Annotated in this window: 26 protein-coding genes; 2 read left to right on the plus strand and 24 right to left on the minus strand. The window is 65.7% G+C overall.

Translation table 11 applies throughout. From position 1 onward, the window contains the following. The 11 genes from CH266_RS08230 to CH266_RS08280 all read right to left on the minus strand — a co-directional run bounded on the left by CH266_RS08230 (position 1) and on the right by CH266_RS08280 (position 8,501). Positions 1 to 252, minus strand: a complete 252-nt coding sequence (locus CH266_RS08230) for a hypothetical protein (RefSeq protein WP_069973073.1) — start codon at positions 250 to 252, stop codon at positions 1 to 3. Further along, positions 249 to 737, minus strand: coding sequence for a hypothetical protein (locus CH266_RS08235; protein WP_094715078.1), 489 nt, complete (start codon positions 735 to 737; stop codon positions 249 to 251). Before CH266_RS08235 ends, CH266_RS08230 begins: the two co-directional genes overlap by 4 nt. Beyond that, entirely contained in the window at positions 727 to 1,167 is a 441-nt protein-coding gene (locus tag CH266_RS08240; RefSeq protein ID WP_027498344.1) for a hypothetical protein, read from the minus strand. Before CH266_RS08240 ends, CH266_RS08235 begins: the two co-directional genes overlap by 11 nt. A 35-nt stretch (positions 1,168 to 1,202) precedes the next feature. Further along, a complete protein-coding gene (locus CH266_RS25350) occupies positions 1,203 to 1,376 on the minus strand; it encodes a hypothetical protein (protein ID WP_155288423.1) in 174 nt (57 codons plus the stop codon). An 81-nt stretch (positions 1,377 to 1,457) separates the two neighbouring features. Further along, entirely contained in the window at positions 1,458 to 2,096 is a 639-nt protein-coding gene (locus CH266_RS08250; RefSeq protein WP_255175870.1) for a hypothetical protein, read from the minus strand. After that, a complete protein-coding gene (hemB, locus tag CH266_RS08255) occupies positions 2,093 to 3,067 on the minus strand; it encodes a porphobilinogen synthase (protein WP_027498346.1) in 975 nt (324 codons plus the stop codon). The genes CH266_RS08250 and hemB overlap by 4 nt, the downstream gene beginning before the upstream one ends. 112 nt (positions 3,068 to 3,179) lie before the next feature. Continuing rightward, the gene (locus CH266_RS08260; RefSeq protein ID WP_094715079.1) at positions 3,180 to 4,742 is read right to left on the minus strand and encodes a uroporphyrinogen-III synthase; all 1,563 of its coding nucleotides are present in this window, start codon (positions 4,740 to 4,742) and stop codon (positions 3,180 to 3,182) included. 159 nt (positions 4,743 to 4,901) lie between these two features. Next, positions 4,902 to 5,861: a hydroxymethylbilane synthase gene (gene hemC / locus CH266_RS08265; RefSeq protein WP_027498348.1), complete on the minus strand. Its 960-nt coding sequence runs from the start codon at positions 5,859 to 5,861 to the stop codon at positions 4,902 to 4,904. Next, complete coding sequence (locus CH266_RS08270; RefSeq protein WP_032365215.1) at positions 5,858 to 7,255, minus strand: glutamyl-tRNA reductase; 1,398 nt, start codon at positions 7,253 to 7,255, stop codon at positions 5,858 to 5,860. The genes hemC and CH266_RS08270 overlap by 4 nt, the downstream gene beginning before the upstream one ends. Beyond that, positions 7,252 to 8,064, minus strand: coding sequence for a redox-sensing transcriptional repressor Rex (locus CH266_RS08275; RefSeq protein ID WP_045840647.1), 813 nt, complete (start codon positions 8,062 to 8,064; stop codon positions 7,252 to 7,254). The genes CH266_RS08270 and CH266_RS08275 overlap by 4 nt, the downstream gene beginning before the upstream one ends. 155 nt (positions 8,065 to 8,219) lie before the next feature. Continuing rightward, entirely contained in the window at positions 8,220 to 8,501 is a 282-nt protein-coding gene (locus CH266_RS08280) for a glutaredoxin family protein (protein ID WP_027498351.1), read from the minus strand. 204 nt (positions 8,502 to 8,705) lie between these two features. Between CH266_RS08280 and CH266_RS08285 the strand changes: the two genes are divergently transcribed. Beyond that, positions 8,706 to 9,641, plus strand: coding sequence for an HAD family hydrolase (locus CH266_RS08285; RefSeq protein WP_045840673.1), 936 nt, complete (start codon positions 8,706 to 8,708; stop codon positions 9,639 to 9,641). A gap of 18 nt (positions 9,642 to 9,659) precedes the next feature. On the opposite strand, the gene CH266_RS08290 is transcribed toward CH266_RS08285, so the two are convergent. The 10 genes from CH266_RS08290 to CH266_RS08335 form a co-directional block, all read right to left on the minus strand. Continuing rightward, the gene (locus CH266_RS08290; RefSeq protein ID WP_032365213.1) at positions 9,660 to 10,148 is read right to left on the minus strand and encodes a GNAT family N-acetyltransferase; all 489 of its coding nucleotides are present in this window, start codon (positions 10,146 to 10,148) and stop codon (positions 9,660 to 9,662) included. A gap of 19 nt (positions 10,149 to 10,167) precedes the next feature. Then, positions 10,168 to 11,217, minus strand: a complete 1,050-nt coding sequence (locus CH266_RS08295) for a lysophospholipid acyltransferase family protein (protein ID WP_027498354.1) — start codon at positions 11,215 to 11,217, stop codon at positions 10,168 to 10,170. After that, entirely contained in the window at positions 11,214 to 12,341 is a 1,128-nt protein-coding gene (locus CH266_RS08300; RefSeq protein ID WP_228139283.1) for an NAD-dependent epimerase/dehydratase family protein, read from the minus strand. Before CH266_RS08300 ends, CH266_RS08295 begins: the two co-directional genes overlap by 4 nt. A gap of 183 nt (positions 12,342 to 12,524) precedes the next feature. Beyond that, positions 12,525 to 12,626 carry a 30S ribosomal protein bS22 gene (locus tag CH266_RS08305; RefSeq protein ID WP_003402602.1) on the minus strand — a complete coding sequence of 34 codons (102 nt, stop codon included), beginning with the start codon at positions 12,624 to 12,626 and terminating at the stop codon, positions 12,525 to 12,527. Between the two features lie 231 nt (positions 12,627 to 12,857). Further along, positions 12,858 to 13,094, minus strand: coding sequence for a helix-turn-helix domain-containing protein (locus CH266_RS08310; RefSeq protein WP_008713658.1), 237 nt, complete (start codon positions 13,092 to 13,094; stop codon positions 12,858 to 12,860). 127 nt (positions 13,095 to 13,221) lie between these two features. Next, positions 13,222 to 14,037: a pyrroline-5-carboxylate reductase gene (proC, locus tag CH266_RS08315; protein WP_027498355.1), complete on the minus strand. Its 816-nt coding sequence runs from the start codon at positions 14,035 to 14,037 to the stop codon at positions 13,222 to 13,224. 18 nt (positions 14,038 to 14,055) lie between these two features. Beyond that, positions 14,056 to 14,913: a thioesterase family protein gene (locus CH266_RS08320; protein ID WP_032369773.1), complete on the minus strand. Its 858-nt coding sequence runs from the start codon at positions 14,911 to 14,913 to the stop codon at positions 14,056 to 14,058. A 20-nt stretch (positions 14,914 to 14,933) separates the two neighbouring features. Continuing rightward, a complete protein-coding gene (locus tag CH266_RS08325; RefSeq protein WP_032365210.1) occupies positions 14,934 to 15,776 on the minus strand; it encodes a sugar phosphate isomerase/epimerase family protein in 843 nt (280 codons plus the stop codon). A 12-nt stretch (positions 15,777 to 15,788) separates the two neighbouring features. Next, positions 15,789 to 17,033: a hypothetical protein gene (locus CH266_RS08330; RefSeq protein WP_094715080.1), complete on the minus strand. Its 1,245-nt coding sequence runs from the start codon at positions 17,031 to 17,033 to the stop codon at positions 15,789 to 15,791. Further along, the gene (locus CH266_RS08335) at positions 17,030 to 17,983 is read right to left on the minus strand and encodes a Ppx/GppA phosphatase family protein (protein ID WP_032365208.1); all 954 of its coding nucleotides are present in this window, start codon (positions 17,981 to 17,983) and stop codon (positions 17,030 to 17,032) included. The genes CH266_RS08330 and CH266_RS08335 overlap by 4 nt, the downstream gene beginning before the upstream one ends. A gap of 33 nt (positions 17,984 to 18,016) precedes the next feature. Between CH266_RS08335 and CH266_RS08340 the strand changes: the two genes are divergently transcribed. Then, positions 18,017 to 18,814, plus strand: coding sequence for a hypothetical protein (locus tag CH266_RS08340; protein ID WP_027498360.1), 798 nt, complete (start codon positions 18,017 to 18,019; stop codon positions 18,812 to 18,814). Positions 18,815 to 18,883: 69 nt separating this feature from the next. On the opposite strand, the gene CH266_RS08345 is transcribed toward CH266_RS08340, so the two are convergent. The 3 genes from CH266_RS08345 to CH266_RS08355 form a co-directional block, all read right to left on the minus strand. Next, positions 18,884 to 19,573 carry a response regulator transcription factor gene (locus tag CH266_RS08345; protein WP_027498361.1) on the minus strand — a complete coding sequence of 230 codons (690 nt, stop codon included), beginning with the start codon at positions 19,571 to 19,573 and terminating at the stop codon, positions 18,884 to 18,886. Then, on the minus strand, positions 19,570 to 20,742 hold the full coding sequence (locus CH266_RS08350; protein WP_027498362.1) for a sensor histidine kinase: 1,173 nt from the start codon (positions 20,740 to 20,742) through the stop codon (positions 19,570 to 19,572). Before CH266_RS08350 ends, CH266_RS08345 begins: the two co-directional genes overlap by 4 nt. Positions 20,743 to 20,879: 137 nt before the next feature. Continuing rightward, entirely contained in the window at positions 20,880 to 21,635 is a 756-nt protein-coding gene (locus CH266_RS08355) for a phosphoglyceromutase (RefSeq protein WP_094715081.1), read from the minus strand. Between the last annotated feature and the right edge of the window lie 4 nt (positions 21,636 to 21,639).

The following is a 21,639-nucleotide window of genomic DNA, read 5'->3' on the forward strand; positions in this document are numbered from 1 at the left end:
CTACCCGGTATGGGGAGTTTCGTCCGTCAGCAGGCGACGGACGCCATCGATGGCAACCAGTCCCCCGACGATCACCGCCAGGGCGGCGACCGCAATCCACGACCCCGAGTAGTACGTGCCCGTGTACGCCGGAGACACGTCGGGAACGGCGGCGAATTCGGTGGTGCGCACGCCTGCCTTCCAGCACACCATCGCGCAGATCACCGCGACCACTGCGAGGACCAGTTCCACCCAGCCGACGGACTTCCTCACACGTACTCCTGCTTCGCCGTCTCGAGTGCGGCGCGTAGACCGTCGTCGTCCTTTGCCCACGCTTGCACCAGTCCGCCGCCGACCAGTCGCAGCCCGATGCCGTGCCGTTTGCGCGGCACCCCCGAGAGCTCACCGAGAACGCGTGCGGTTTCCCACTTCTTCGACTCGTATTCGCCGTCCTCGTACTCGGCAGGCGGGAAGATCTCCGTGATCTCGGCGACGTCGACGGTTTCGGTCCCCTGGCGCAGCTGCCGGGTGGTCAGCTCGACGCTGACATGCATCCGGGCCGCGCGGAGCTGTACGTAGGTCAGTCCGACGAGAATGAGCGAGAACAGCGCCAGGGCGAACCAGTGAATCACCGGTCCCGACGCCAGCTCGACTGCGAGCACCACCAGACAGAACGCGGGGCCCCACAGCAGGGCGCGCCAACGGCCACCGGGCTCGTGGAACAGAACGGGGTCGGTGCCGCCGAGATCATTGCTCACGAACGAACCACTCTCGCGCCGACGGGCGATACACCAGCACCGATGCAACGACCAGTGCGATCGTGATGATCAGCAACACGAACGGGAAGACGAGCGCGGCGAAGGTCAAGAGCAGCGCGGTGGCCCCGGACAGCGCCACCAACGCCCGTCGGAACCGTCGGTCGCCACCTCGGACGGGGCCCGACATCAGCCCCACTGCCAGGCCGACCACGCCGAAGATGACACCGAGACCTCGGAACACGGTCAGAAAAGAGTCGATCTGTTCGTCGCTCGCACCGCCGTCGGTGAACGACGCGCGGATCTGATCGACGGGCAACGTGAGCGCGATCATGCAGACGACGATCAGCATCACCGCCGACGCCAACCACAACCAGTACGCGGTGGAGACCACCCGGGGACGAACCATCGATTCGTCAATGTCAGCACTCACGCTCGACATACTGCCACCGCGCGGTGGCACGGAGTTCAGCCGGCAGAGATTCCCAGCGCCATGATGGCGATGGCCGCCGACACGGCGAGCAGCAGACCGAGCAATGCCCACCCGGGCCTGCCGTTCTCGGCGGGACACGCGTTGCTCTCGGCCGCCGCGATCGACTCCGGGAGGGCACGACTGGGCGGCACCGGAATGTTCTCTGCCATGTTCGATCCGATCACTCGATACGTTTATCGAAAGTGATGGTAGTCACACCGACAGGCTCGGCGCGCGGAACACGCTCGAAATCAGCGCTTCCGCGAGGACAGGAAGTACTCGTTGGATTCCTTGCGGTGCATCAGGTAGATCGCACCCGCAGCGAGCACACCTTGGCCGATGCTCAGCACGCTCATGACGATGTTCATCGCACCGGTACTCGATGCGATCGCGAACAGGTCGAGAATCGTGGTGAACACGGTGATCGAGCCGATGACGGTCAGCAGCATGCGCGCCCACATCTTGCCGGCACGCATCCGCTTCACCCAGAACAGGAACAGGGCACCGAATCCCACGACGACGAACAGCGTCACGACGAGCATCACCGTCACCATCGACTGCGTGGATTCGACGGTCATGTCCGCCGCCGCACCCTGTGCTGCGAGGTCGTCGAGTAGAGACTGTGCGAATTCCGCGCGTGCGCCGAACAGCGTCCACACCGAGTACATCGCCGAGATCGCACCGATCAGTGCAACTCCCCACCACAGGTGCCGGGCAGTCTCCACATCCACCGGTGCCGGGCGAGCGGACGGCTCGAGCTCGGGACCGGACTGAGGGAAGCCGTGTTCGAGCTCCCAGCGCTGCCAGTCCGGTTGCAACGGAGGATTGTTCGGCACGTTGCTGTCAGGATTGCTACCGTCCGCGTTGTTGCTCGGAGGAAAATCGTTCACAGCCAGCCCGCCACTTCGGTTGCCCAGTAGGTCAGTACGACATCTGCACCGGCGCGCCTGATGCCGACGAGCGATTCGAGGACCGCGGCGTCCCGGTCGATCCACCCGTTCTGGGCAGCGGCGGTGATCATGGCATACTCCCCCGAAATCTGGTACGCCGCAACCGGAACCGGTGACATCTCGGCCACGTCGCGGAGAATGTCCAGATACGACATCGCCGGCTTGACCATCACCATGTCGGCACCCTCGGCAAGATCGAGCTCGACCTCGTGGGTCGCCTCACGGCGGTTGGCCGCGTCCTGCTGATACGTCCGACGGTCACCCTGCAGCGACGAGCCGACCGCTTCACGAAACGGTCCGTAGAACGCAGACGCGTACTTGGCCGAATACGCCAGCTGCCCCACCTCGACGTGACCGGCCGCATCGAGTCCAGCACGAATGGCACCGACCTGGCCGTCCATCATGCCGCTCGGCCCGAGCAGGTGCGCTCCGGATTCCGCCTGCGCGACGGCCATGTCGACGTAGCGCAGCAACGTCGCGTCGTTGTCGATCGAGCCGTTCTCGCTCAGCACACCGCAGTGGCCGTGCGAGGTGAACTCGTCGAGGCAGGTGTCGGCCATGATGACCGTCGAGTCACCGAGATCGGCTTTGAGACGGGCCAGGCCCCGGTTGAGGATTCCGTCGGGATCCGTTGCCCCCGAACCGTTCTCGTCCTTGTCCTCGACCTTGGGGACACCGAACAACATCACGCCGCCGACACCGGCTGCGACTGCTTCCTCGGCGGCCCTGCTCAGCGAGTCCAGCGTGTGCTGGAACACTCCGGGCATCGAGCTGATCGCGCGGGGCTCGGAAATGCCGTCGGCGACGAACATCGGCAACACCAGATGCCGTGGCTGCAGCGACGTTTCGGCCACGAGGCGGCGCAATGCCGGAGTGCGGCGAAGGCGTCGGGGACGGTCGGTGGGGAACAAGCGAACCTGCCTCACTTGGTTCGTCGTGCGCGTTGTGTGTGGCCGGAGCTACGCACAACGCGCACGAGGCGCATTCAGCGCCTGCGTGACTTCTTACCGCCTGCGTGACTTCTTACCGCCTGCGTGACTTCTTGCGCGGTGGCGGCAGTGCACCCTCGGCCCGCAGCCGAGCCGCGTGTTCTGCCAGTGCCTCGACCAGCGGTCCGACCTGAGCCGACTCCGGCTGCACGTCCACGCGCAGACCGAACTCGACGGCCGTCTCGGCGGTCTTCGGGCCGATGCACGCGACGAGCGTGCGAGCATGCGGCTTACCTGCGATGCCGACCAGGTTCCGCACGGTGGAGCTCGAGGTGAAGCACACCGCGTCGAATCCACCGGTCTTGATCATCTCGCGGGTCTCGGCGGGGGGCGGCGCTGCCCGGACGGTGCGGTAGGCCGTGACGTCGTCGATCTCCCAGCCGCGTTCGCGCAGCCCTTCGGCGAGCGTCTCGGTAGCAATGTCGGCGCGCGGCAACAGAACTCGATTGACCGGGTCGAAGACCTCGTCGTACGGCGGGAAGTCCTCGAGCAGTCCGAGCGAGCTCTGCTCCCCCGACGGAACGAGTTCGGGATTGATGCCGAACGAGCGCACCTTGGCCGCGGTTGCCTCACCGACACAGGCGATCTTGACGCCGGAGAACGCACGCGCGTCCAGGCCGAATTCCTCGAACTTCTCCCACACCGCGCGAACGGCGTTGGTCGAGGTGAACACGACCCACTGGTAGCGGCCGTCGACCAGGCCCTTGACGGACCGTTCCATCTGAGCCGGGCTGCGCGGGGGCTCGACGGCGATGGTCGGAACTTCGATGGGGATGGCCCCGTGGGTGACGAGGCGTTCGCTCATCTCGCCGGCCTGATCCTTGGTGCGCGGCACCAGCACGGTCCAGCCGTACAGTGCGCGAGACTCCCACCAGGACATCTTGTTTCGTCCGGAGACGACCTTGCCGACGGTGACGACCAGAGATCCGACGAGCTCGGATCCCGCGTCGTTGAGGGTGGCCAGTGTGGCCTCGACGGTGCGCTGCTGACGGGTGGTGCCGCGCACGGTGATGGCTGCGGGTGTCTGCGGTGCCAGGCCGTGTTCGACGAGGGCACTGGCGGTCTCGGCCAGGTGTCCCGCCGTGGCGTGCAACACCAGCGGGCCGGGAGCAGCCGCGAGTGCAGCCCAGTCGACCTCGCCGCGAACGTCCGCTTCGGTGTGGCCGGAGCCGAGTGCCATGCCTGCGTAACTGGGTACCGCGGAGCCCGAAGGCAGACCGGGCAGCACCTCGAACGGCACGTGAGTGCGGGCCACGGCACTGACCTCGGCGATCACCGAGTCGGTGGTCAGCGGATCTCCCGAGACCAGACGCACCACATCGTGGCCGTTCTTGGCTTCGGCGAGAAGGGTTTTGGCGACCTCGGCGGGCTCACCCAGTGCCGGGCGCACCTCGACCCCGTTCTCACCCGTCTCGGCGTCGCGAGGGACGTCGGCACCGACGAGAGCGGTGACACCCTTGTCGACGTCGGGATCGGTGAAAGCGAGCTCGGCCGCTCCGAGCACTTCCCGTGCCCGGACCGTGAGCAGAGCCGGGTCACCGGGCCCGGATCCCACGAACAGGATCCGTCCGTTGGTGTTCTTGCGGACTGGGCTCATCGGTTGTTCTCCAGTGCTGTCTTGTATGGGTACTGCAGTTCTATCGGGGTTGCGGTGCCCCGTTTGGGAATCAGCCGGGCAGTGGCGATCGACTCTCTTCGCACTACGGGACGGGTCGCCGCGCGTTTGGCGCGTCCGCGAACGGGTGCCGTTATTGCCCTAGACATGAGATCCGCCCTGTGCTGGTTCGGTGACCGAAACGAGTTCGCGTGCACCGAGATCGAGTAGTTCGCGGGCCAGTTCGCGGCCCAGTTCCTCGGCCCGGTCGGGTGACCCGACGATCGACGCGCGAATGGTGTCGCTGCCGTCGATGGCCGCGACGCAGCCGCGCAGCGACAACTCGTCGAAGATGCGGCCGTCCTCGTCGATGGACTCGACGACCTCGGCGATGGCACCCACCGGCGCGGTGCAGCCGGCTTCGAGTTCGGCGAGCAGTCCGCGTTCGGCGGCCACTGCGGCCCGCGAATGTGCATCGTCCAGTGTGGCGATGGAGGCGGCGAGATCGGTGTCGCCACTGCGACATTCGACGGCCAGTGCACCCTGCGCGGGTGCCGGCAGCAACTGCACCGGATCCAGCGCTTCGGTGACTACGTCCAACCTGCCGATACGGGCCAGTCCCGCCCGCGCGACGATGACGGCGTCGAGCTCACCCGAGGCCACCTTGCCGATGCGGGTGTCGAGGTTGCCACGCAGGGGTCGAACGTCCAATCCCTGTCCGAGAGCACGCAATTGAGCAATTCGGCGGGGTGCGGAGGTACCCACCTTCGCGTCGGCGGGCAGCTCACCGAGCACGAGCCCGTCGCGGGCCACCAGTGCATCTCGGGGATCTTCACGCGCCGGAATGGCAGCGATGGTGAAGCGCTCGTCGGCGGCGGTCGGCAGATCCTTGTACGAGTGCACGGCGATGTCGACGGTGCCGTCGGCCAGGGCCTCACGCAACGCCGCGGTGAACACCCCGACGCCGATGGTCTGCACCGGTGCTGCCGACAGGTCGCCCGCGGTCTTGACGATCACCAGTTCGGCTTCGACTCCCGCCGCTGCGAGAGCCACCCGAACCGTATCGGCCTGAGTGGTCGCGAGAAGGCTTCCGCGAGTACCGATCTTGACGACGCCGGTCATTCCTGATCCCCCTCGGCGGTGGTTCCGGGGCGAAGATCGGTACGGCTCGCCGTGAAGTCGTCGACCAACTCCAGGGAACCGATTTCCATCGGAGTCGCCACGGCCTCGACCGAACCGGGGCTGAGCTCGAACAATTCGCGCAACGCCGCAGCATAGGAATCTCCGCCGGGAGTGCTGGCGAGCTGCTTGACGCGCACCGTCGGTGAATGCAGCAACTTGTCGACGACGCGGCGCACGGTGCGGGCCACTTCGTCACGCTGTGGGGAGTCGAGCCCGGGCAGCCGCGACTCGAGCCGCAGCAGTTCCCCTTCGACCACCTCGGCGGCGCGCTGGCGCAGCGCTGTGACGGTGGGGGTGACCTCGGCAAGTCGTTGTCCCGCAAGGTAACCCGAGAGCTCATTGGAAACGATTTCGCGTGCGGCCGACGCGTCGTTCGCGGCAGCTCCGGCAGCGGGGTCGCGCTGCAGGGATTCCATGTCGAAGACGGTGATGCCCGGCAGACCGGAGACGGCCGGGTCGACGTCGCGCGGCAGTCCCAGGTCGCAGATCACGAGCGGCCGGTCTGCGTCGCGGCGGGCGAGTGCGAGGTGGGCGTCGGCGATGGAGACGACGGCCCCCACCGCACCGGTACAGGTGACGAGGATGTCGGCGGCGGCTACTGCGTCGGCCAGGTTCTCGAGCGCGACCGAGGAGGCGGTGATTCCGTTCGAGACGGCGTTCTCGGCCAGGTGGTCGGCTCGTTCGCGGGTGCGGTTGACGACGGTCAGCGAGTCGATTCCGGCGCGGCCCAGGTGTGCGACGGCGAGTCCGCCCATCGCTCCTGCGCCGAGGACCACCGCGGTGCGGCCGCGGAGCGAGCCGCCGAACACGTCTGCGGCGCGGTCGAGAGCGACGGACACCACCGAGGCTCCGGCGGCGTCGATGCCGGTTTCGCTGTGCACGCGCTTGCCGACTCGCAGAGCCTGCTGCGCGAGTTCGTGCATGACGCGGCCCGATGCCTGCTGACCGTCCGAGGCGGCGTAGGCCGATCGAATCTGGCCGAGGATCTGCTGCTCTCCGATGACCATCGAGTCCAGGCCACTGGCCACGGCGAACAGGTGCTCGACGGCGGCCTCGCTGTACCGAACGTAGGCGTGCTTGGTCAGGTCGGCGATTTCCAGGCCGGAGTGCTCACCGAGAACTTCGCCGACGGCGGTCAGTGCGCCGTGGAACGCGTCGACGACCGCGTAGATCTCGACGCGGTTGCACGTGGAGACCACCATGACCTCGGAGATGTTTCCGCTGGCCATCAGTTTGTCGGTCAGTTTCGGGCGATCGGTGTCCGTGATGGCGACACGCTCGAGGACTGCGACGGGAGCGCTACGGTGCGATATCCCGACGAGAAGGACACTCACGGTGCAATCACCGATCCGTTTCTTGTCGAACTGTTGACTGGGCTTGGATTACCGGCGATGCGCGGGCCGTGACTGCGACCCAGACGCGAGGTGGAAGGCAGTGGCGACGCCGACACGGGCGTCGGCACCGGGGCCGTCACGATCGTCGGCCCGGACACGTTGCGGGAGCTGTTGAAGGACAGAACCTGCATCTCGACGGCCAGGTCCACTCGGCGTACCTCGACGTGGTCGGGGACGTCGAGCACCATCGGCGAGAAGCTCAGGATGCACTCGACTCCGCCCGAAACGAACCGGCCCGCCACCTGGTGGACGGCCTCGTCGGGAGTGGCGATGACACCGATGGTCGCCTCGAGTTCGCGGCAGGCGTGTTCGAGCTCGTCGATATGCCGAACGGTGAGTCCCTCGACCTCGGTGCCGACTCGCGCGGGGTCGTTGTCGAACAGGCCGACCATGGTGAATCCGCGACGTGCGAAGCCGCCGTATCCGGCGAGAGCCTGACCGAGGTTGCCCACACCGGCCAGTACGACGCGGTGGCCACGGTCGAGCCCGAGAGCACTGTCGATCTTGGCGCGCAGGCGCGCGACGTCGTAACCGACTCCGCGCACACCGTTGGGTCCGAGGAACGAGAGATCTTTGCGCAATTTCGCTGATCCGACGCCTGCTGCGGTGGCAAGCTCTTCACTCGAGACGATGAGAACGCCTTCGTCTGCAAGGATCGAGAGGACCCGCAGGTATGTCGCCAGACGAGTGACCGTAGCCTGAGGGATGACCCGCTCTACGCCGCTGGGCGACGGGCGCTCTTCGGTCACGTCTGGGGCTCCTCGTCCGAACGGCGTCGATGCCGGTCTTCACGCTGATCCTGCGTTCGTGTCTATTTCACGAATGCTGTTCACACCACGGTAACTGCTTGTGAACGAATGAACAAAGTTGCGCATACCGGCCCTCACCTGCACACGGAGAGCAATCACACGTTCTTAGGGTGCCCTGCCCGGCCCAGATCGGCCCGCAATCGGGGCACGTCGACCTCCCAGTAACTGTGCTCGACACCGTCGAGTAGCACCACGGGCACTCGGTCGCCGTACTCCGCGCGCAGGTCAGGCGATTCGGCCGCGGCCTCGTCCACGTCGATGACCGTCACGGCGACGCCGAATTCGGCGCACACCTCGTGGAGCACCGCGGACGCGTGGGTGCAGGAATGGCAACCTGCGCGGGTGAGAAGTGCCACGCCGGACGGAGTCGTTTCCATCCGTCCACTCTGACATGCCGGCAACAGAGACGAAGGTCACAGCTGCGCGGTGCGTCGGGAACTGTTCATCGTCGGTAGGTGCCGTCGTGCGACGCTCGTGTCGGACGCACGCATTAGGCTGCGAGTGACGTACTGGCGAGGGAGGTGGACGTGGTGACTGACGGGGGCACAGACCTGCCGATCGAGGACACGCCCGATGTCGACATGGTCGACACGAACGATCCGGACGGGGACAAGCAGCGCAAGCGGCGTATTCGCCGGATTCGCAATCCGTTCGGCCCGTCCGATGCGGAGGTACGCGCCAACGTCGCGGGTGAAGCGAGCGCCGATGCCGCTCTCGCCCTGCAGGTCGAGTCCGAGGGAGCGGTTCCCCGCGATCTGACCGCAGCCGCCTTCTTCGACGTGGACAACACCATGGTGCAGGGCGCGTCGATCATCCACTTCGCGCGCGGGCTCGCCGCCCGAAAGTACTTCACCACGGGCGACGTCGCCCAATTCGCTTGGCAGCAAGTCAAATTCAGGGTCAGCGGCAAGGAGAACAGCGAGGACGTGGCCAGTGGCCGCGAGAAGGCGCTCTCGTTCATCACCGGTCGTCCCACTGCCGAGCTGAGCCGGCTCGGCGAGGAAATCTACGACGAGATGATCGCCGACAAGATCTGGGCGGGCACCCGTGCCCTCGCCCAGATGCACCTCGACGCAGGTCAGCAGGTGTGGCTGGTCACCGCCACTCCCCTCGAACTGGCGCAGATCATCGCGAAGCGGCTGGGCCTGACGGGCGCGCTGGGAACTGTCGCCGAGAGTAAGGACGGCGTCTTCACCGGCCGTCTCGTCGGCGACATCCTGCACGGCATCGGCAAAGCTCATGCGGTGCGGTCGTTGGCCGTACGAGAAGGCCTCAACCTCAAGCGGTGCACCGCGTATTCGGACAGCCACAACGACGTGCCGATGCTGTCCCTCGTCGGTACTGCCGTCGCGATCAACCCCGATCCGGACCTGCGTGAGCTGGCGAAGAACCGCGGCTGGGAGATTCGCGACTATCGCACCGGACGCAAGGCCGCCAAGATCGGTGTTCCCACTGCGCTGGCCCTGGGCGCGGTGGGCGGCGGTCTCGCCGCGGTGATCGGTCGCCGCAAGGCCTGACCTCGCCCGTCCGTCGGGTCAGAGCGTCAGTTGCATCAGGGTCAGGTCCAGCCAGCGCCCGAACTTGACCCCCACCTCCGGCATCTGTCCGACGCGAACGAAGCCGAACTTCTCGTGCAGTGCGATGGACGTGGTGTTCTCGGATTCGATGAACCCCACCAACACGTGGATGTCGCCGCCTCGGGCGCGGTCGATCAATTCGCTCAGCAGGGCACTGGCCAGGCCGCGGCGATAGAAGTCGCGGTGGATGTACACCGAATGTTCCACCGAGTGCCGGTAGCCGCTCTTGACTCGCCACTGGCCGTACGACGCGTAGCCGGCGACCCGGCCGTCGACCTCTGCGGTGAGTACCGGGTATCCGGCAGCGATCCGTCCCTCGAACCACGCTGTGCGATCGGCGAGGTCCACCTGTTCCTCGTCCCAGATGGCGGTGGTGTTGGCGACCGCATCGTTGTGGATGTCGAGAATGTCGGGGAGGTCTTCTACCGTGGTGTCGCGAATATGCACTGGCAGAGGATAACCCGAGCTATCCGAGAAACACGTTGCGTCTCTTGGCAAGCAGTCGGTACAGCGTGTGCTGAATGGTTTCGCGCACGTGGTCGGTCAGCTCGAAGAGCACCATCGGATCCTCGAACGCGGTGGCGTCGTAGGAGTCGGTGTGAATGGGCTTGCCGAACTCGATGTACCACTTCGACGGCAACGGAATCAGGCCCAGCGGCCCGAGGTGCGGGAAGAACGGTGTCACCGGGAAGTACGGCATCCCCATCAGTCGTGCCAGCGGGGCGATGTCGCCGATCTTCGGGTAGATCTCCTCTGACCCGACGATGGAGCACGGAATGATCGGCGCACCCGTTCGCAGCGCAGCCGAGACGAAGCCGCCGCGGCCGAACCGCTGCAACTTGTACCGCTCGCTGAACGGTTTGCCGATGCCCTTGAAGCCCTCCGGGAACACGGCGGCAACTTCCCCGGTGCGCAGCAGCCGCTCCGCGTCGGGATTGCACGCCAGCGTATGCCCGGCCTTGCGGGCGATCGTGCCGACGCCGGGCATCTCGAATGCCATGTCGGCAGCCAACATTCGCAACGGCCGGTGGGCAGGGTGATGATCGCGCACGGCAACCGACGTCATCAGCGCGTCGACCGGTACGACTCCGGCGTGGTTGGCCACGACGAGCGCACCTCCCTCGGCGGGGATGTTCTCGATGCCCTTGACCTCGACGCGGAACCACTTGTCGAACAGCGGACGCAGCAGCGGCAGCCAGACGGCATCGGCGAAGTGCGGGTCGTAGCCGAACTCGTCGACGCTGTAGTCGCCGGCCAGGCGTCGACGCACGAATTCGGCGACCGAGGAGATCTGGTCGACGATCGCGGTCTTGGTGTCGTCGATCATCGACAGCACGGGTGCCGCTTCTGCGGCGATCGTGGCCGCAGAAGCGGCGGGGGTCGGGTCCACCAGCGGCGTCGGCTCACGTGGATCGGCGTAGGCCGATGGGTGCCGCTCGCGTGAACCCTGCGCTGCGCGGGCGGACCGGGCGGACGCGCCGCCGTGCAAGGGAATGACTTTGGCCACGTCGCTCACCTGTCCGCTCCGGATTCTCGCGCCGTGTCGGCACTGCCGAGTGAGGCCAGTACGCGCGCCGCGGACGCCCCCGTGTCGACGGCCCCGAGCAGCCGATTCTCGATCGCGTCGACCCATTCGGTTCGGACGACCGGCCGAAGAGCCGCGCCGCGCACGAAGTCGTCGAACGCCTGGACTGTGGTCCACCGAGGCTCGAACCCCAGCACGGACCGCATCCGTGTGGTGTCCAGCCCGCAGCCGAAATGGAAGTAATCGAGTTGCTCGGTCGTGAATTCGCGCATCATTCCGCCCATGAGTGCCCGCCCCACGCTCTTGAACAGTGGAAACGGCACCGGAACCTGCACTCGACCGGCACGTCTAATCGCCTGCGAGAGCATGATGGTGCCGTCGGCACCGATGTTGAACGTGCCCGCCGGCCCGCCGATGGTCGCGCGTTCGAGCGCCGCAAGGGCGTCCTCCTCGTGCAACAGCTGCATGCGCGCGTCGCGTCCGACGATGCTCGGGATCAGGGGTGACGTCATGTACCGGGAGATGGTGCCGTTGAGCCGCGGGCCGATCAGTGGGGCCATACGCAGGATCGATACCGCGATATCCGGGCGACGACGACCGAGTCCGCGAATGTAGCCCTCGATGTCGATGGTGTCCTTGGCGTACGCGCCGCTCGGTGGGCGTCGAGCACTCATCTCCTCGGTGAATTTCACCGGATCCTTGGCGCTGCATCCGTACACCGAGGACGACGACCGCAGGACCACCTTCTCCACGGTCGGCGACTTCTGGCACACCGCGAACAGCTGCATGGCTCCGATGACGTTGAGGTCTTTCATCGTCGCGCGGCCGCCGGATTTCGGGGGCTTGGCGACCGTGGCCGCATGCACCACGGTATCGACGCCGGCGTTACGAATCACCTTGCCGATCAACGGGTTTCGAATGTCGGCACGAACGAATTCCGCGCGACCCATACGTCGCAGCAGATCTTTGCTCGGAGATTTCTCGTCGACAGCGATGACACGTTCGATGCGAGGGTTCTGAGCGAGCCGGGTGACGAGGTATCCGCCGAGGAATCGACTGGCACCGGTCACGAGCACCACTCGGGGCGCGGCAACACCACGATCGCTCGGACTCACTGCGCCTCCCCAACTTCGGCTCCCGTGCCGAGCCTACTGGATCGACAGGTTTCCGCGAGGTCTGAAAGGAAAGGAGGTCCGAAAGGAAAGGAGGCCTGGAAGGAAAGATGCAACTCGCCTTCGAACGAGCAGAGCCCGCCACCGATGGTGACGGGCTCGGCCGTGAAGCAGATGACGGCAGGCTTATTTGCCGAGTTTCCTGCGCTGCACGCGGGTACGACGAAGCAGCTTGCGGTGCTTCTTCTTCGACATGCGCTTGCGACGCTTCTTGATCACTGAACCCATGCGGGTGTCCTCACGTTCTTCTCTAGCGTTTTCGCGCACGCCGTTTGCGTACGCCTACCTGACAACCAAGCCCGAAGGCTTCGAGCCAACAACCTTGGTCACCGAGCTGGCGCTGGGGCCACGTACTCGCCCACGGCTGCACACCGGCTGGCTGGCACGACGAACGCCAATCCTACCGGTGTGAGCCGTGACTTACGAAACCGGCCCGGTCTTACGACCTAGCTACGTGCACTAGCCTGCGTCGAAATACGAGGTCTCGAGATAGTCGTGTACCGCCTTGGCGTGCACACGAAAAGATCGACCCACCCGTACTGCGGGCAGCTCTCCGCCGTGCACCAGTCGGTACACGGTCATTTTCGAAACTCTCATCAGAGTCGCCACCTCGGCGACAGTGAGGAACTGTGTTCCGGCCAGAGCCGGTTGACCGTCCGGGGACGAACCCTTGGACGGCTTGTTTATAGACGCCATCAATCCACTTACCTCCGGCACGTCTCATGCGGCAGGCTTCCCCTCCTGCCGAACAGACACGCACGTGCTGCCCCCGAGCCTATAGGGACAGATGGGGTTACTGCGACGGGTGTGGGGAAAAGATTTTTTATTCTGCTGTGATGCCCATCTCAATCGATCGGGCGTTGGCTGCACCGAGAGCATCGAAAAACGCAGCTCGGAGGCCGTTTCGCTCCAATTCGCGTACCGCCGCGGCGGTCGTTCCGCCCGGGGAGGTCACGGCATACCGAAGCTCGCTGGCGGACTCGTCCGAGCGATCCAGCATCGCTCCCGACCCCACCATCGTCTGTGCGACGAGTGCAGACGCGACATCCCGGCTCAATCCCAGGCCCACTCCCGCGTCGATCATGGCCTCGGCGACCAGGAAGAAATAGGCCGGACCGGACCCGGACACGGCCGTCACCGCATCGAGCTGATGTTCCTTGACGACGACGACCTTGCCGACGGCCGAGAGGATGGAGCGCACGAGCTCGAGGTGCTCGGCGCGGGCGTACTTCCCCGGGGCCAGCACACTGACGCCCTCCCCTACCAGCATGGGGGTGTTGGGCATGACCCGTACGACCGGGAATCCGGCGGGGAGCTTGGGCTCGAACTTGGCGGTGGGCACGCCTGCGGCGAGCGAGACGATGAGTTGTTCGCGGTCACCGTCGAGCTCGATCTTGGTGATCTGATTCAGTGCGCCCTCGACGTCGGCCGGCTTGACCGCCAGCACGATGACGTCGGCTCCCTCGGCCGCGTCGGCGACACTGGCGGTCAGTACTCCGAAGTCCTTCGCGATCTCTTTGGCGCGCGGCTCGGACTTCTCGGCGACCACGAGGTCGCGCACGGCATGACCGGCCTCGAGGAGTCCCGCAATCAATGCCTCGCCGATCCGTCCGCCACCGATCACTGCAATTCTCGTCATACGGCCAAGCCTGCCATGTCAGTTCGAGCGCGGCACCATCGCCAACTGTCGGCTCTGCACCACCACCGCACCGGTCGAGTCGAGTATCAGGTGGTCCTCCTCGAACCAGGTGCTGCCGATGACGGAGCTGGTCGCCGCCACTCGCAGCCACCCCGGAGCCGGGCGGCGACGCAGATATGTCGTCAGCTGGACCGTCGGTGCCCAGCCGAACATTCCGCGGTTCATCGTCACCGGGGCCGAGATGTCGCCTGCCATCAACGCGAAGAGCACCGACGTGTCGGCGTCGGCTTCGTCGCCCGCGAAGGGGCGCACCCACAGTCGAATTTCGGCCTCACCCTGCTGACCGGTGAGAAACGATGCCGACGACGGTTCGATCCGCATCTCGCAGCCCTTGGCGACGTGCACGATCGACGCCATGGGGTGATCGCCTGCCACCGCGAGGGTGTCCGCAGGAGGCTCCGCGGCCATCGACGTCAGCGACAACGGGGTTTCGTGGTTCGGTTCCTCCGAGTCGGGCCGACCGAGGGTGACCACCGCCCGCACTGCGACACGTCCGGCCTGAGTCAGCTCGACGTCGACGTGCGAGACCTGCCTGCCGCGCTTGCGCACGATCGTCGTGAGCGCCACTTCGCCTGGGTCGGGCGCGGCCAGATAGCTGACGCTGACGGCTAGCGGCTGGATCTCGACCTGGGCCGGGTCGATCAGCACGATCTGCTGACGCGCCGCGGCCGCGCAGATGGCGAGCATCGCCCCGCCGTGCACTTTGGGGCCGATGGTCCAGGTGGAATCGATCGCACCGGCGAAGGACGCCGTGTCGGCGGAGACGTCGAGTGGGACCAGTGTGGTTGCGGCCCGGAACGGGCTGGTGGAACTCATTCCGGACAACTTACCGGCAGTCAGGACAGGTGTGCGCGGGCGAACTGCAGCGCCTGGTCCAGCATCGACGAACGCTCGGGCACCGTGCGCGCATTCTGAGTGTTGATCTCGATGACGGCTTGGCCGTCGAATCCACGCCGCACCAGTTCGGTGCAGACCTGGGCGCAGGGCTGGCTGCCGTGCCCCGGGATCAGGTGCTCGTCCACGGACGCGCCGCGGCCGTCGGCCAGATGCAGATGCGCTATCCCGTCGCCCATACGGTCGAGCATCTCGAGTGCGTCGGAGCCCGCCGTCGCGGTGTGCGAGAGGTCGAGTGTGTAGTGGCCGTGACCGACATCGGTCGGGTCGTACGACGGCGAGAACGCCGACAGGGCCGCTCCCGGGCCTCCGCGTCGTTCCAGCCGTTGGGCGGATTTCTCCTTGCGCCCGAAGAATCTGTCGGCACGCATCGGGAACATGTTCTCCACCGCGACCACGACGTGGGAGTTCGATTCGAGTTCCGCCACCTGATCGGCGAATCCGTCGCTGTACTTGCGCTGCCAGCGGAACGGCGGATGCACGACGACGGTCGCCGAACCCAGCTTCTCGGCCACTTCGACCGACCGGGCCAGTTTGACGATCGGATCCGATCCCCACACCCGCTGTGAGATCAGCAGACACGGCGCATGGATGGCCTGCACCGGTATCGAGTACTCACGTGACAACGCGGCCACCGCATCGACGTTCTGACTGATCGATTCGGCCCACACCATCAGTTCGACGCCGTCGTAACCCAGATCGGCGGCATAGCGAAACGCTGCCTCGGTGTTCTGCGGGTACACCGAGGCCGTGGACAATCCGACCTTGATTCGCTTCGCCGCCATCGTTGTCGAAACTCAGCCGGTACTGAGCTGGAAGGCCAACGGACCGAGCGTGACGAACACACCGACGGCTATGGCAATGACGATCGAGACCAGATCATCGGTACGCCGGAGAATCCTCACCACCGCGACAAGACCGACGATGACCAGCACCGACAGCACCAGTGCCACCCATGGCAGCACGTCCCACAGCTGCTCGAAGCCCTTGAACAGCAGCGCACCGACGACGATCGACACCACGGCCTGCCCGATGAGCACCAGCCACTGCCGAACCGCGCCGCCCTTGCCCTTGACCGGGGACTTGTCCTTGCTTCCCGTGTCCTTGCTCGCCTTGTCCTTACTCGCCTTGTCCTTGCTCGCCGACTTGCGTCGATCGGCACGCGAGCCGGAACTCGGGGTGTCGGCGGTCTTCGAGTCGGCGGTCGTCGAGTCGGCAGGGTCTTCGTCGGTGGTCGGCTTCGTGAGGTCGACCACCTCGGGTATGACCTGAGTGCCGGCCTCGTCGGCCGATTCATCAGTGGCCTTCTCGTCCGCGGTCTTCTTGTCAGCGGTCTTTTTGTCGGCGGTCGTCTTGTCGTCGACCTCGTTGCCGCGCGTGATGCGCGGGGTGACCGCGGTCTTCGCCAGGTCGTCCACCTCGACGAGAGCGGCATGTGGGCTCTCCACCAGCGGCGCACGCGAGGTGACGTCGGTCTTGGGTTCGGCGGATTCGGTCGAACGCGGCGGCTGGAATCCCGCCGATCGACGGGCCCGTCCCTGCTCGGCCTGGGTCGACCCGTACGGACGACGCTCCGATCCCTGCGCGGAAGGAGCAGCGGGCCGCAACCCGCGCGCGGTGTCGTCGTGCGATCGATTGAGCAGGTCTCCGGCGACGGTCGTGGAGCCCGACAGCAGTTCCGGTTCGGGCTGCTGCTTGTCGCGCTTACCCGCCGGTTGGTACGGGGTCGGGCGTGCGCTCTGGGGCCGGGCCGGTTGCGGCCTGGACGACGTGGTCGTGTCGCCGTCGGATGCGCTGCTCTTGGTCTCGTTCGCAGCGGTATCGGGAGCTTCGTCCCGCGGCTCGTCGACGACGGGTGCGCTGCGGTCGCCGGGTTCGTCACGAACTACGGGAATCTCCCCGGTCAGTTCGGCCACGGAGATGCCGCCCTTGACGCCTCGCCGGCGTCGCCCTCCTGCCGTCAGGTTGGTCTTCTGGCCGTTTCTGGCCAACAGCTCGGCGACCGAGATCTGCCCGGTGTCTTCCGGGTTGGCGTCGCTCATCTCGAACTCCCCACCAGATCGCCGTCGGCTTCGGTGTCCAGCTTCCTCAAAATCAAACCTTCCCTCAGCGCCCACGGACAGATCTCGAGTGATTCCACCGACAGTGCCCGCATGCTCGCCTCCGCTACCAGCGCCCCGGCCACCAGTTGTGGTGACCTGTCGGCACTGATGCCTTCCAATTCTGCACGGTCGGCGGCCGTCATCCGCGATATGAACGCGATGAGTTGCCTCAGACCGCTCGCCGTCAGCGTTCTCGTCACTCGCGGACCGGCCGCGGAAGGCGCAGCACCGGTCAAGCGAGCCAACGAACGAAATGTCTTCGACGTTCCCACTGCGCGGTCCGCATCGCCCGCAGCCAACAGTTCCTTGGCCGGTGTCGCGAGTTCGGCATCCAACCAGTCTCGAAGCACGGCGATACGACGCTTTCCTGGAGGATCCTCGTCGAGCCAGTCCCGGGTGAGGCGGCCGGCACCGAGCTGCAGGGAGAACGCCACGTCGGGATTCTCGTCGCTGCCGCTGGTCAGTTCCAGCGATCCGCCGCCGATGTCGAGTCCGAGGATGCGCCCGGCGCTCCAGCCGTACCAGCGGCGCACGGCCAGGAACGTCAATCTGGCCTCGTCCACGCCCGACAGAGTTTCCAGGGCCACTCCGGTCTCGGCGAGAACACGCGCGAGAACGTCGTCGGAGTTGTAGGCGTCGCGCACCGCAGAGGTGGCGAACGCCATCAGTTCACTGCAACCCGACCGGGCGGCGATGGCGGCGAACTCACGCACCTCGTCGACGAGCCGATCGGCACCCGCAGGAGTGATGTTGCCGAACGCGTCGGTGTTCTCCGACAGGCGCAACGTCGCCTTGCTCGAGCTCATCGGCGTCGGGTGTGCGCCACGGTGTGCGTCCACTACGAGCAGATGCACCGTGTTGCTACCGACGTCGAGCACCCCTAATCGCACAACCCCACGGTACTGGGTCTACCGTCGTCGTTTGTGACAGCAGGTCGTGAGCAGCAGTCGTTCGCTGCAGAGGTCGAGTTGGATTTCCCGCGAGAATGGGTCGAGTTCCCCGACCCCGACAACGCCGAACATGTCATCGCCGCCGATCTGACGTGGCTGTTGTCCAACTGGACCTGCGTGTTCGGCACCCCCGCATGCCAGGGCACCGTCGAGGGTCGCCCCGACGACGGATGCTGTTCGCACGGCGCGTTCCTGTCCGATGAGGACGACAAACGCAAGCTCGACGAGTCGGTGAAGTTGCTCACGCCGCAGGACTGGCAGCTGATGGACAAGGGTCTGGGCAAGAAGGGATACGTCGAATACGACGATCTCGACGACGAGCAATCTCTGCGCACGCGGCGGTACAAGGGTGCGTGCATCTTCCAGAACCGACCCGGGTTCGAGGGTGGCATCGGGTGCGCACTGCATTCGATGGCGCTGCGCAAGGGCATCGAACCGCTCGAGGTCAAGCCCGACGTGTGTTGGCAGTTGCCCATCAGGCGCACCCAGGATTGGGTGACGCGTCCCGACGGCTCCGAGATTCTCAAGACCACCATCGGCGAGTACGACCGACGCGGTTGGGGCGAAGGCGGACTCGATCTGCACTGGTACTGCTCCGGCTCACCCGACGCACACGTCGGAGCCAAGCAGGTGTTCGAGTCGTACAAGCCGGAATTGACCGAGCTGCTCGGCAAGGCCGCGTACGAGGAGTTGGCATCCCTGTGCAAGCGTCGCCGTGGCCTCGGTCTGATTGCCGTACATCCGGCCACTCGTGAGGCCCAGCGCCGGTAGTGCGGCTGGCGCCGCACGTGAGTGGAAACTCGTAGCCCACTACGCTTTTCCACTCACATGCCGCAGGCTCTACCCCTCGAGCTTGTAGCCCAGACCGCGCACGGTGACGAGATGCTCCGGCTTGGCGGGGTCGGTCTCGATTTTCGACCGCAGTCGTTTGACGTGCACGTCGAGAGTCTTCGTGTCGCCCACGTAATCCGCACCCCACACTCGGTCGATCAACTGGCCTCTGGTCAGGACCCGGCCGGAGTTGCGCAGCAGGTATTCGAGCAGGTCGAACTCCTTGAGCGGCAACGTGATCTGGTCGGATCCGACCATCACCACGTGGCGTTCGACGTCCATCCGCACCGGCCCGGCCTCGAGCACTCCGGTGTCGGTGCCGCCATCGACCTCGGCGTCACTGCCGCGGCGCAGTACGGCGCGGATACGAGCGATCAGCTCTCGAGCCGAGTACGGCTTGGTGACGTAGTCGTCGGCACCGAGTTCGAGCCCGACGACCTTGTCGATCTCACTGTCACGCGCGGTCACCATGATCACGGGAACGCCTGAGCGCGAACGCAATTGCTTGCACACGTCGGTGCCGCTCATTCCGGGAAGCATCAGGTCGAGCAGCACGATGTCCGCGCCGGCACGATCGAATTCGGCCAGAGCCGACGGTCCGTCGCCGACGACGGTGGCCTCGAACCCCTCTTTGCGGAGCAGGAAGGCCAGTGGATCGGCCAACGACTCTTCGTCTTCCACGATCAGAACGTTGGTCACTGATTCTCTCTTTCTGTAACCGCGGCGTCGTCTTCTTCTTCGAAGTACGCGGGGATCTGGAGGGTGAAGGTGGATCCGGTGCCCAGCTTGCTCCACAGCGAGATGCTGCCGTTGTGGTTGGCTGCGACGTGTTTGGCGATGGCGAGGCCGAGGCCTGTCCCGCCGGTGGCCCGCGACCGAGCTTTGTCGACGCGGAAGAATCTCTCGAAGACGCGTTCCTGGTCCGCCTTGGCGATACCGATTCCGCGGTCGGTGACGGCGAAGGCGACGTTCGATCCGCGCAGTGCCCTACTGACCGAGACGGGTGAACCGTCGGAGGAGTACGCGATCGCGTTCTGGATGAGGTTGGCCAGGGCCGTCACCAGTAGCGCCTGGTCGCCGAGTACTTCGAGCCCGCTCGGATGGTCGGTGGTGACGGAGATGCCCGCGTTCTCGGCAGCGAGTTTGGACCGGTCCATCGCCTCGTTGACGACGGTGTCGACGTCGACCACTTCCAGGTCGGGCAGTTTCTCGGCCCCCTGCAGACGCGACAGTGCGATCAGCTCGGTCACCATGTTGCCCAGGCGTTTGGATTCGGCGACGACCTTGCCGCCGAAGTGCCGGACGGAGTCCGGGTCGTCCGCGGATTCGAGCAGCGCCTCGGCCAGCAGGCTCATCGCACCGACCGGCGTCTTGAGTTCGTGACTGACGTTGGCCACGAAGTCGCGACGCGTGGCCTCCATCCGTACCTGCTCGGAATCGTCGTCGGCGAAGAGAACGACGAACCGTCGGTCCTCTTTGCTGAGAAGTCTCGCGACGCACCGGACAGCGATCTTGTCGCGGCCGGGCCGGGGGGCCTTGGCACTGAGATCGACTTCGACGGGATTGCCGTCGGACAGAACTTTCGTCGCCGCGGCCCACGCCCGCTCGTCGATGGAACGGTTACGCACCAGGCCGAGCTCCTCGGCCCGAGGATTCGACAACACCACGTCGTGAAATTGATCGACGACGGCGATACCGCTCTCCGACGCCAGCACGATCAGGTCCAGGACCTGCGACATCGTCAATCCGGAGGTGGCGCGGCGACGCTCCGAGTGTCGAGTGTTGAGGTACGGGATCAGAACACCGCCGACGAGGTATCCCACGAAGGCCGCGGCAATTGCCAGTAGTACGGCCGATGCAACACTCACACCGGAATCGTACGTTCGATGGACGGCTCACATACGCAGGGTGCAGGCATTTCCCTGGTCGTCATAGCCCTCGTCGGCAGTGTTCTTCGTTCGTTCACCTGCAGTTTCGACAAACTGCCGGTTTGTGCGTGGCGGAGTTACTTACCGCCCTGGTTTGCCACGGCAGCCGCACCCGCAGCCGCTGCTTCCGGATCCAGGTAGGTGCCACCCGGATTGGTCGGCTTCAGCTTGCCGTCGACCTCGGTGAGGTCGTACTGCAGTGGGATGCCGGTGGGGATGTTCAGTTCGGCGATGTCCGCGTCGGAGATCTCGTCGAGGTACTTCACGAGTGCACGCAGCGAGTTGCCGTGTGCGGCGACGAGCACATTCTTGCCGGCCTTCAGATCGGCGACGATCGTCTCCTCGAAGTACGGGATGAGCCGTTCGACGACGTCGGCGAGGCATTCGGTCAGCGGAACGCTGTCCAGGTCGGCGTAACGGGGATCGGCATCCTGGCTGAATTCGCTGCCGATCTCGATGGCGGGTGGCGGGGTGTCGTAGCTACGACGCCACAGCATGAACTGCTCGTTGCCGTACTTGTCCTTGGTCTCGGCCTTGTTCAAGCCCTGCAGTGCGCCGTAGTGCCGCTCGTTCAGACGCCAATCGCGCACGACGGGGATCCAATGCCGCTCGGCCGCGTCGAGCGCGAGGTTCGCGGTGCTGATCGCGCGGCGCAGCAGCGAGGTGTACAGCAGGTCGGGCAGTACGCCCGCCTCGGCGAGGAGCTGGCCGGCGCGCTTGCCCTCGGCCTCGCCCTTCTCGGTCAGTCGCACGTCGACCCAGCCGGTGAACTGGTTGGACGCGTTCCATTCGCTCTCGCCGTGACGAAGCAGAATCAGGGTTCCGATACTCATGTGG

Origin of the sequence: Rhodococcus sp. 06-1474-1B, assembly GCF_002258885.1 — a bacterium.
GTDB classification, from domain to species: domain Bacteria; phylum Actinomycetota; class Actinomycetes; order Mycobacteriales; family Mycobacteriaceae; genus Rhodococcoides; species Rhodococcoides fascians.

What these genes read in the sequence shown, in the direction of transcription:
- CH266_RS25350 (WP_155288423.1), bottom strand. Translation starts at nt 1,376, where the DNA reads ATGGCAGAGAACATTCCGGTGCCGCCCAGTCGTGCCCTCCCGGAGTCG.
- CH266_RS08260 (WP_094715079.1), bottom strand. Translation starts at nt 4,742, where the DNA reads ATGAGCCCAGTCCGCAAGAACACCAACGGACGGATCCTGTTCGTGGGA.
- hemC (WP_027498348.1), bottom strand. Translation starts at nt 5,861, where the DNA reads ATGACCGGCGTCGTCAAGATCGGTACTCGCGGAAGCCTTCTCGCGACC.
- CH266_RS08280 (WP_027498351.1), bottom strand. Translation starts at nt 8,501, where the DNA reads ATGGAAACGACTCCGTCCGGCGTGGCACTTCTCACCCGCGCAGGTTGC.
- CH266_RS08285 (WP_045840673.1), top strand. Translation starts at nt 8,706, where the DNA reads ATGGTCGACACGAACGATCCGGACGGGGACAAGCAGCGCAAGCGGCGT.
- CH266_RS08305 (WP_003402602.1), bottom strand. Translation starts at nt 12,626, where the DNA reads ATGGGTTCAGTGATCAAGAAGCGTCGCAAGCGCATGTCGAAGAAGAAG.
- CH266_RS08310 (WP_008713658.1), bottom strand. Translation starts at nt 13,094, where the DNA reads ATGGCGTCTATAAACAAGCCGTCCAAGGGTTCGTCCCCGGACGGTCAA.
- proC (WP_027498355.1), bottom strand. Translation starts at nt 14,037, where the DNA reads ATGACGAGAATTGCAGTGATCGGTGGCGGACGGATCGGCGAGGCATTG.
- CH266_RS08320 (WP_032369773.1), bottom strand. Translation starts at nt 14,913, where the DNA reads ATGAGTTCCACCAGCCCGTTCCGGGCCGCAACCACACTGGTCCCACTC.
- CH266_RS08325 (WP_032365210.1), bottom strand. Translation starts at nt 15,776, where the DNA reads ATGGCGGCGAAGCGAATCAAGGTCGGATTGTCCACGGCCTCGGTGTAC.
- CH266_RS08330 (WP_094715080.1), bottom strand. Translation starts at nt 17,033, where the DNA reads ATGAGCGACGCCAACCCGGAAGACACCGGGCAGATCTCGGTCGCCGAG.
- CH266_RS08355 (WP_094715081.1), bottom strand. Translation starts at nt 21,635, where the DNA reads ATGAGTATCGGAACCCTGATTCTGCTTCGTCACGGCGAGAGCGAATGG.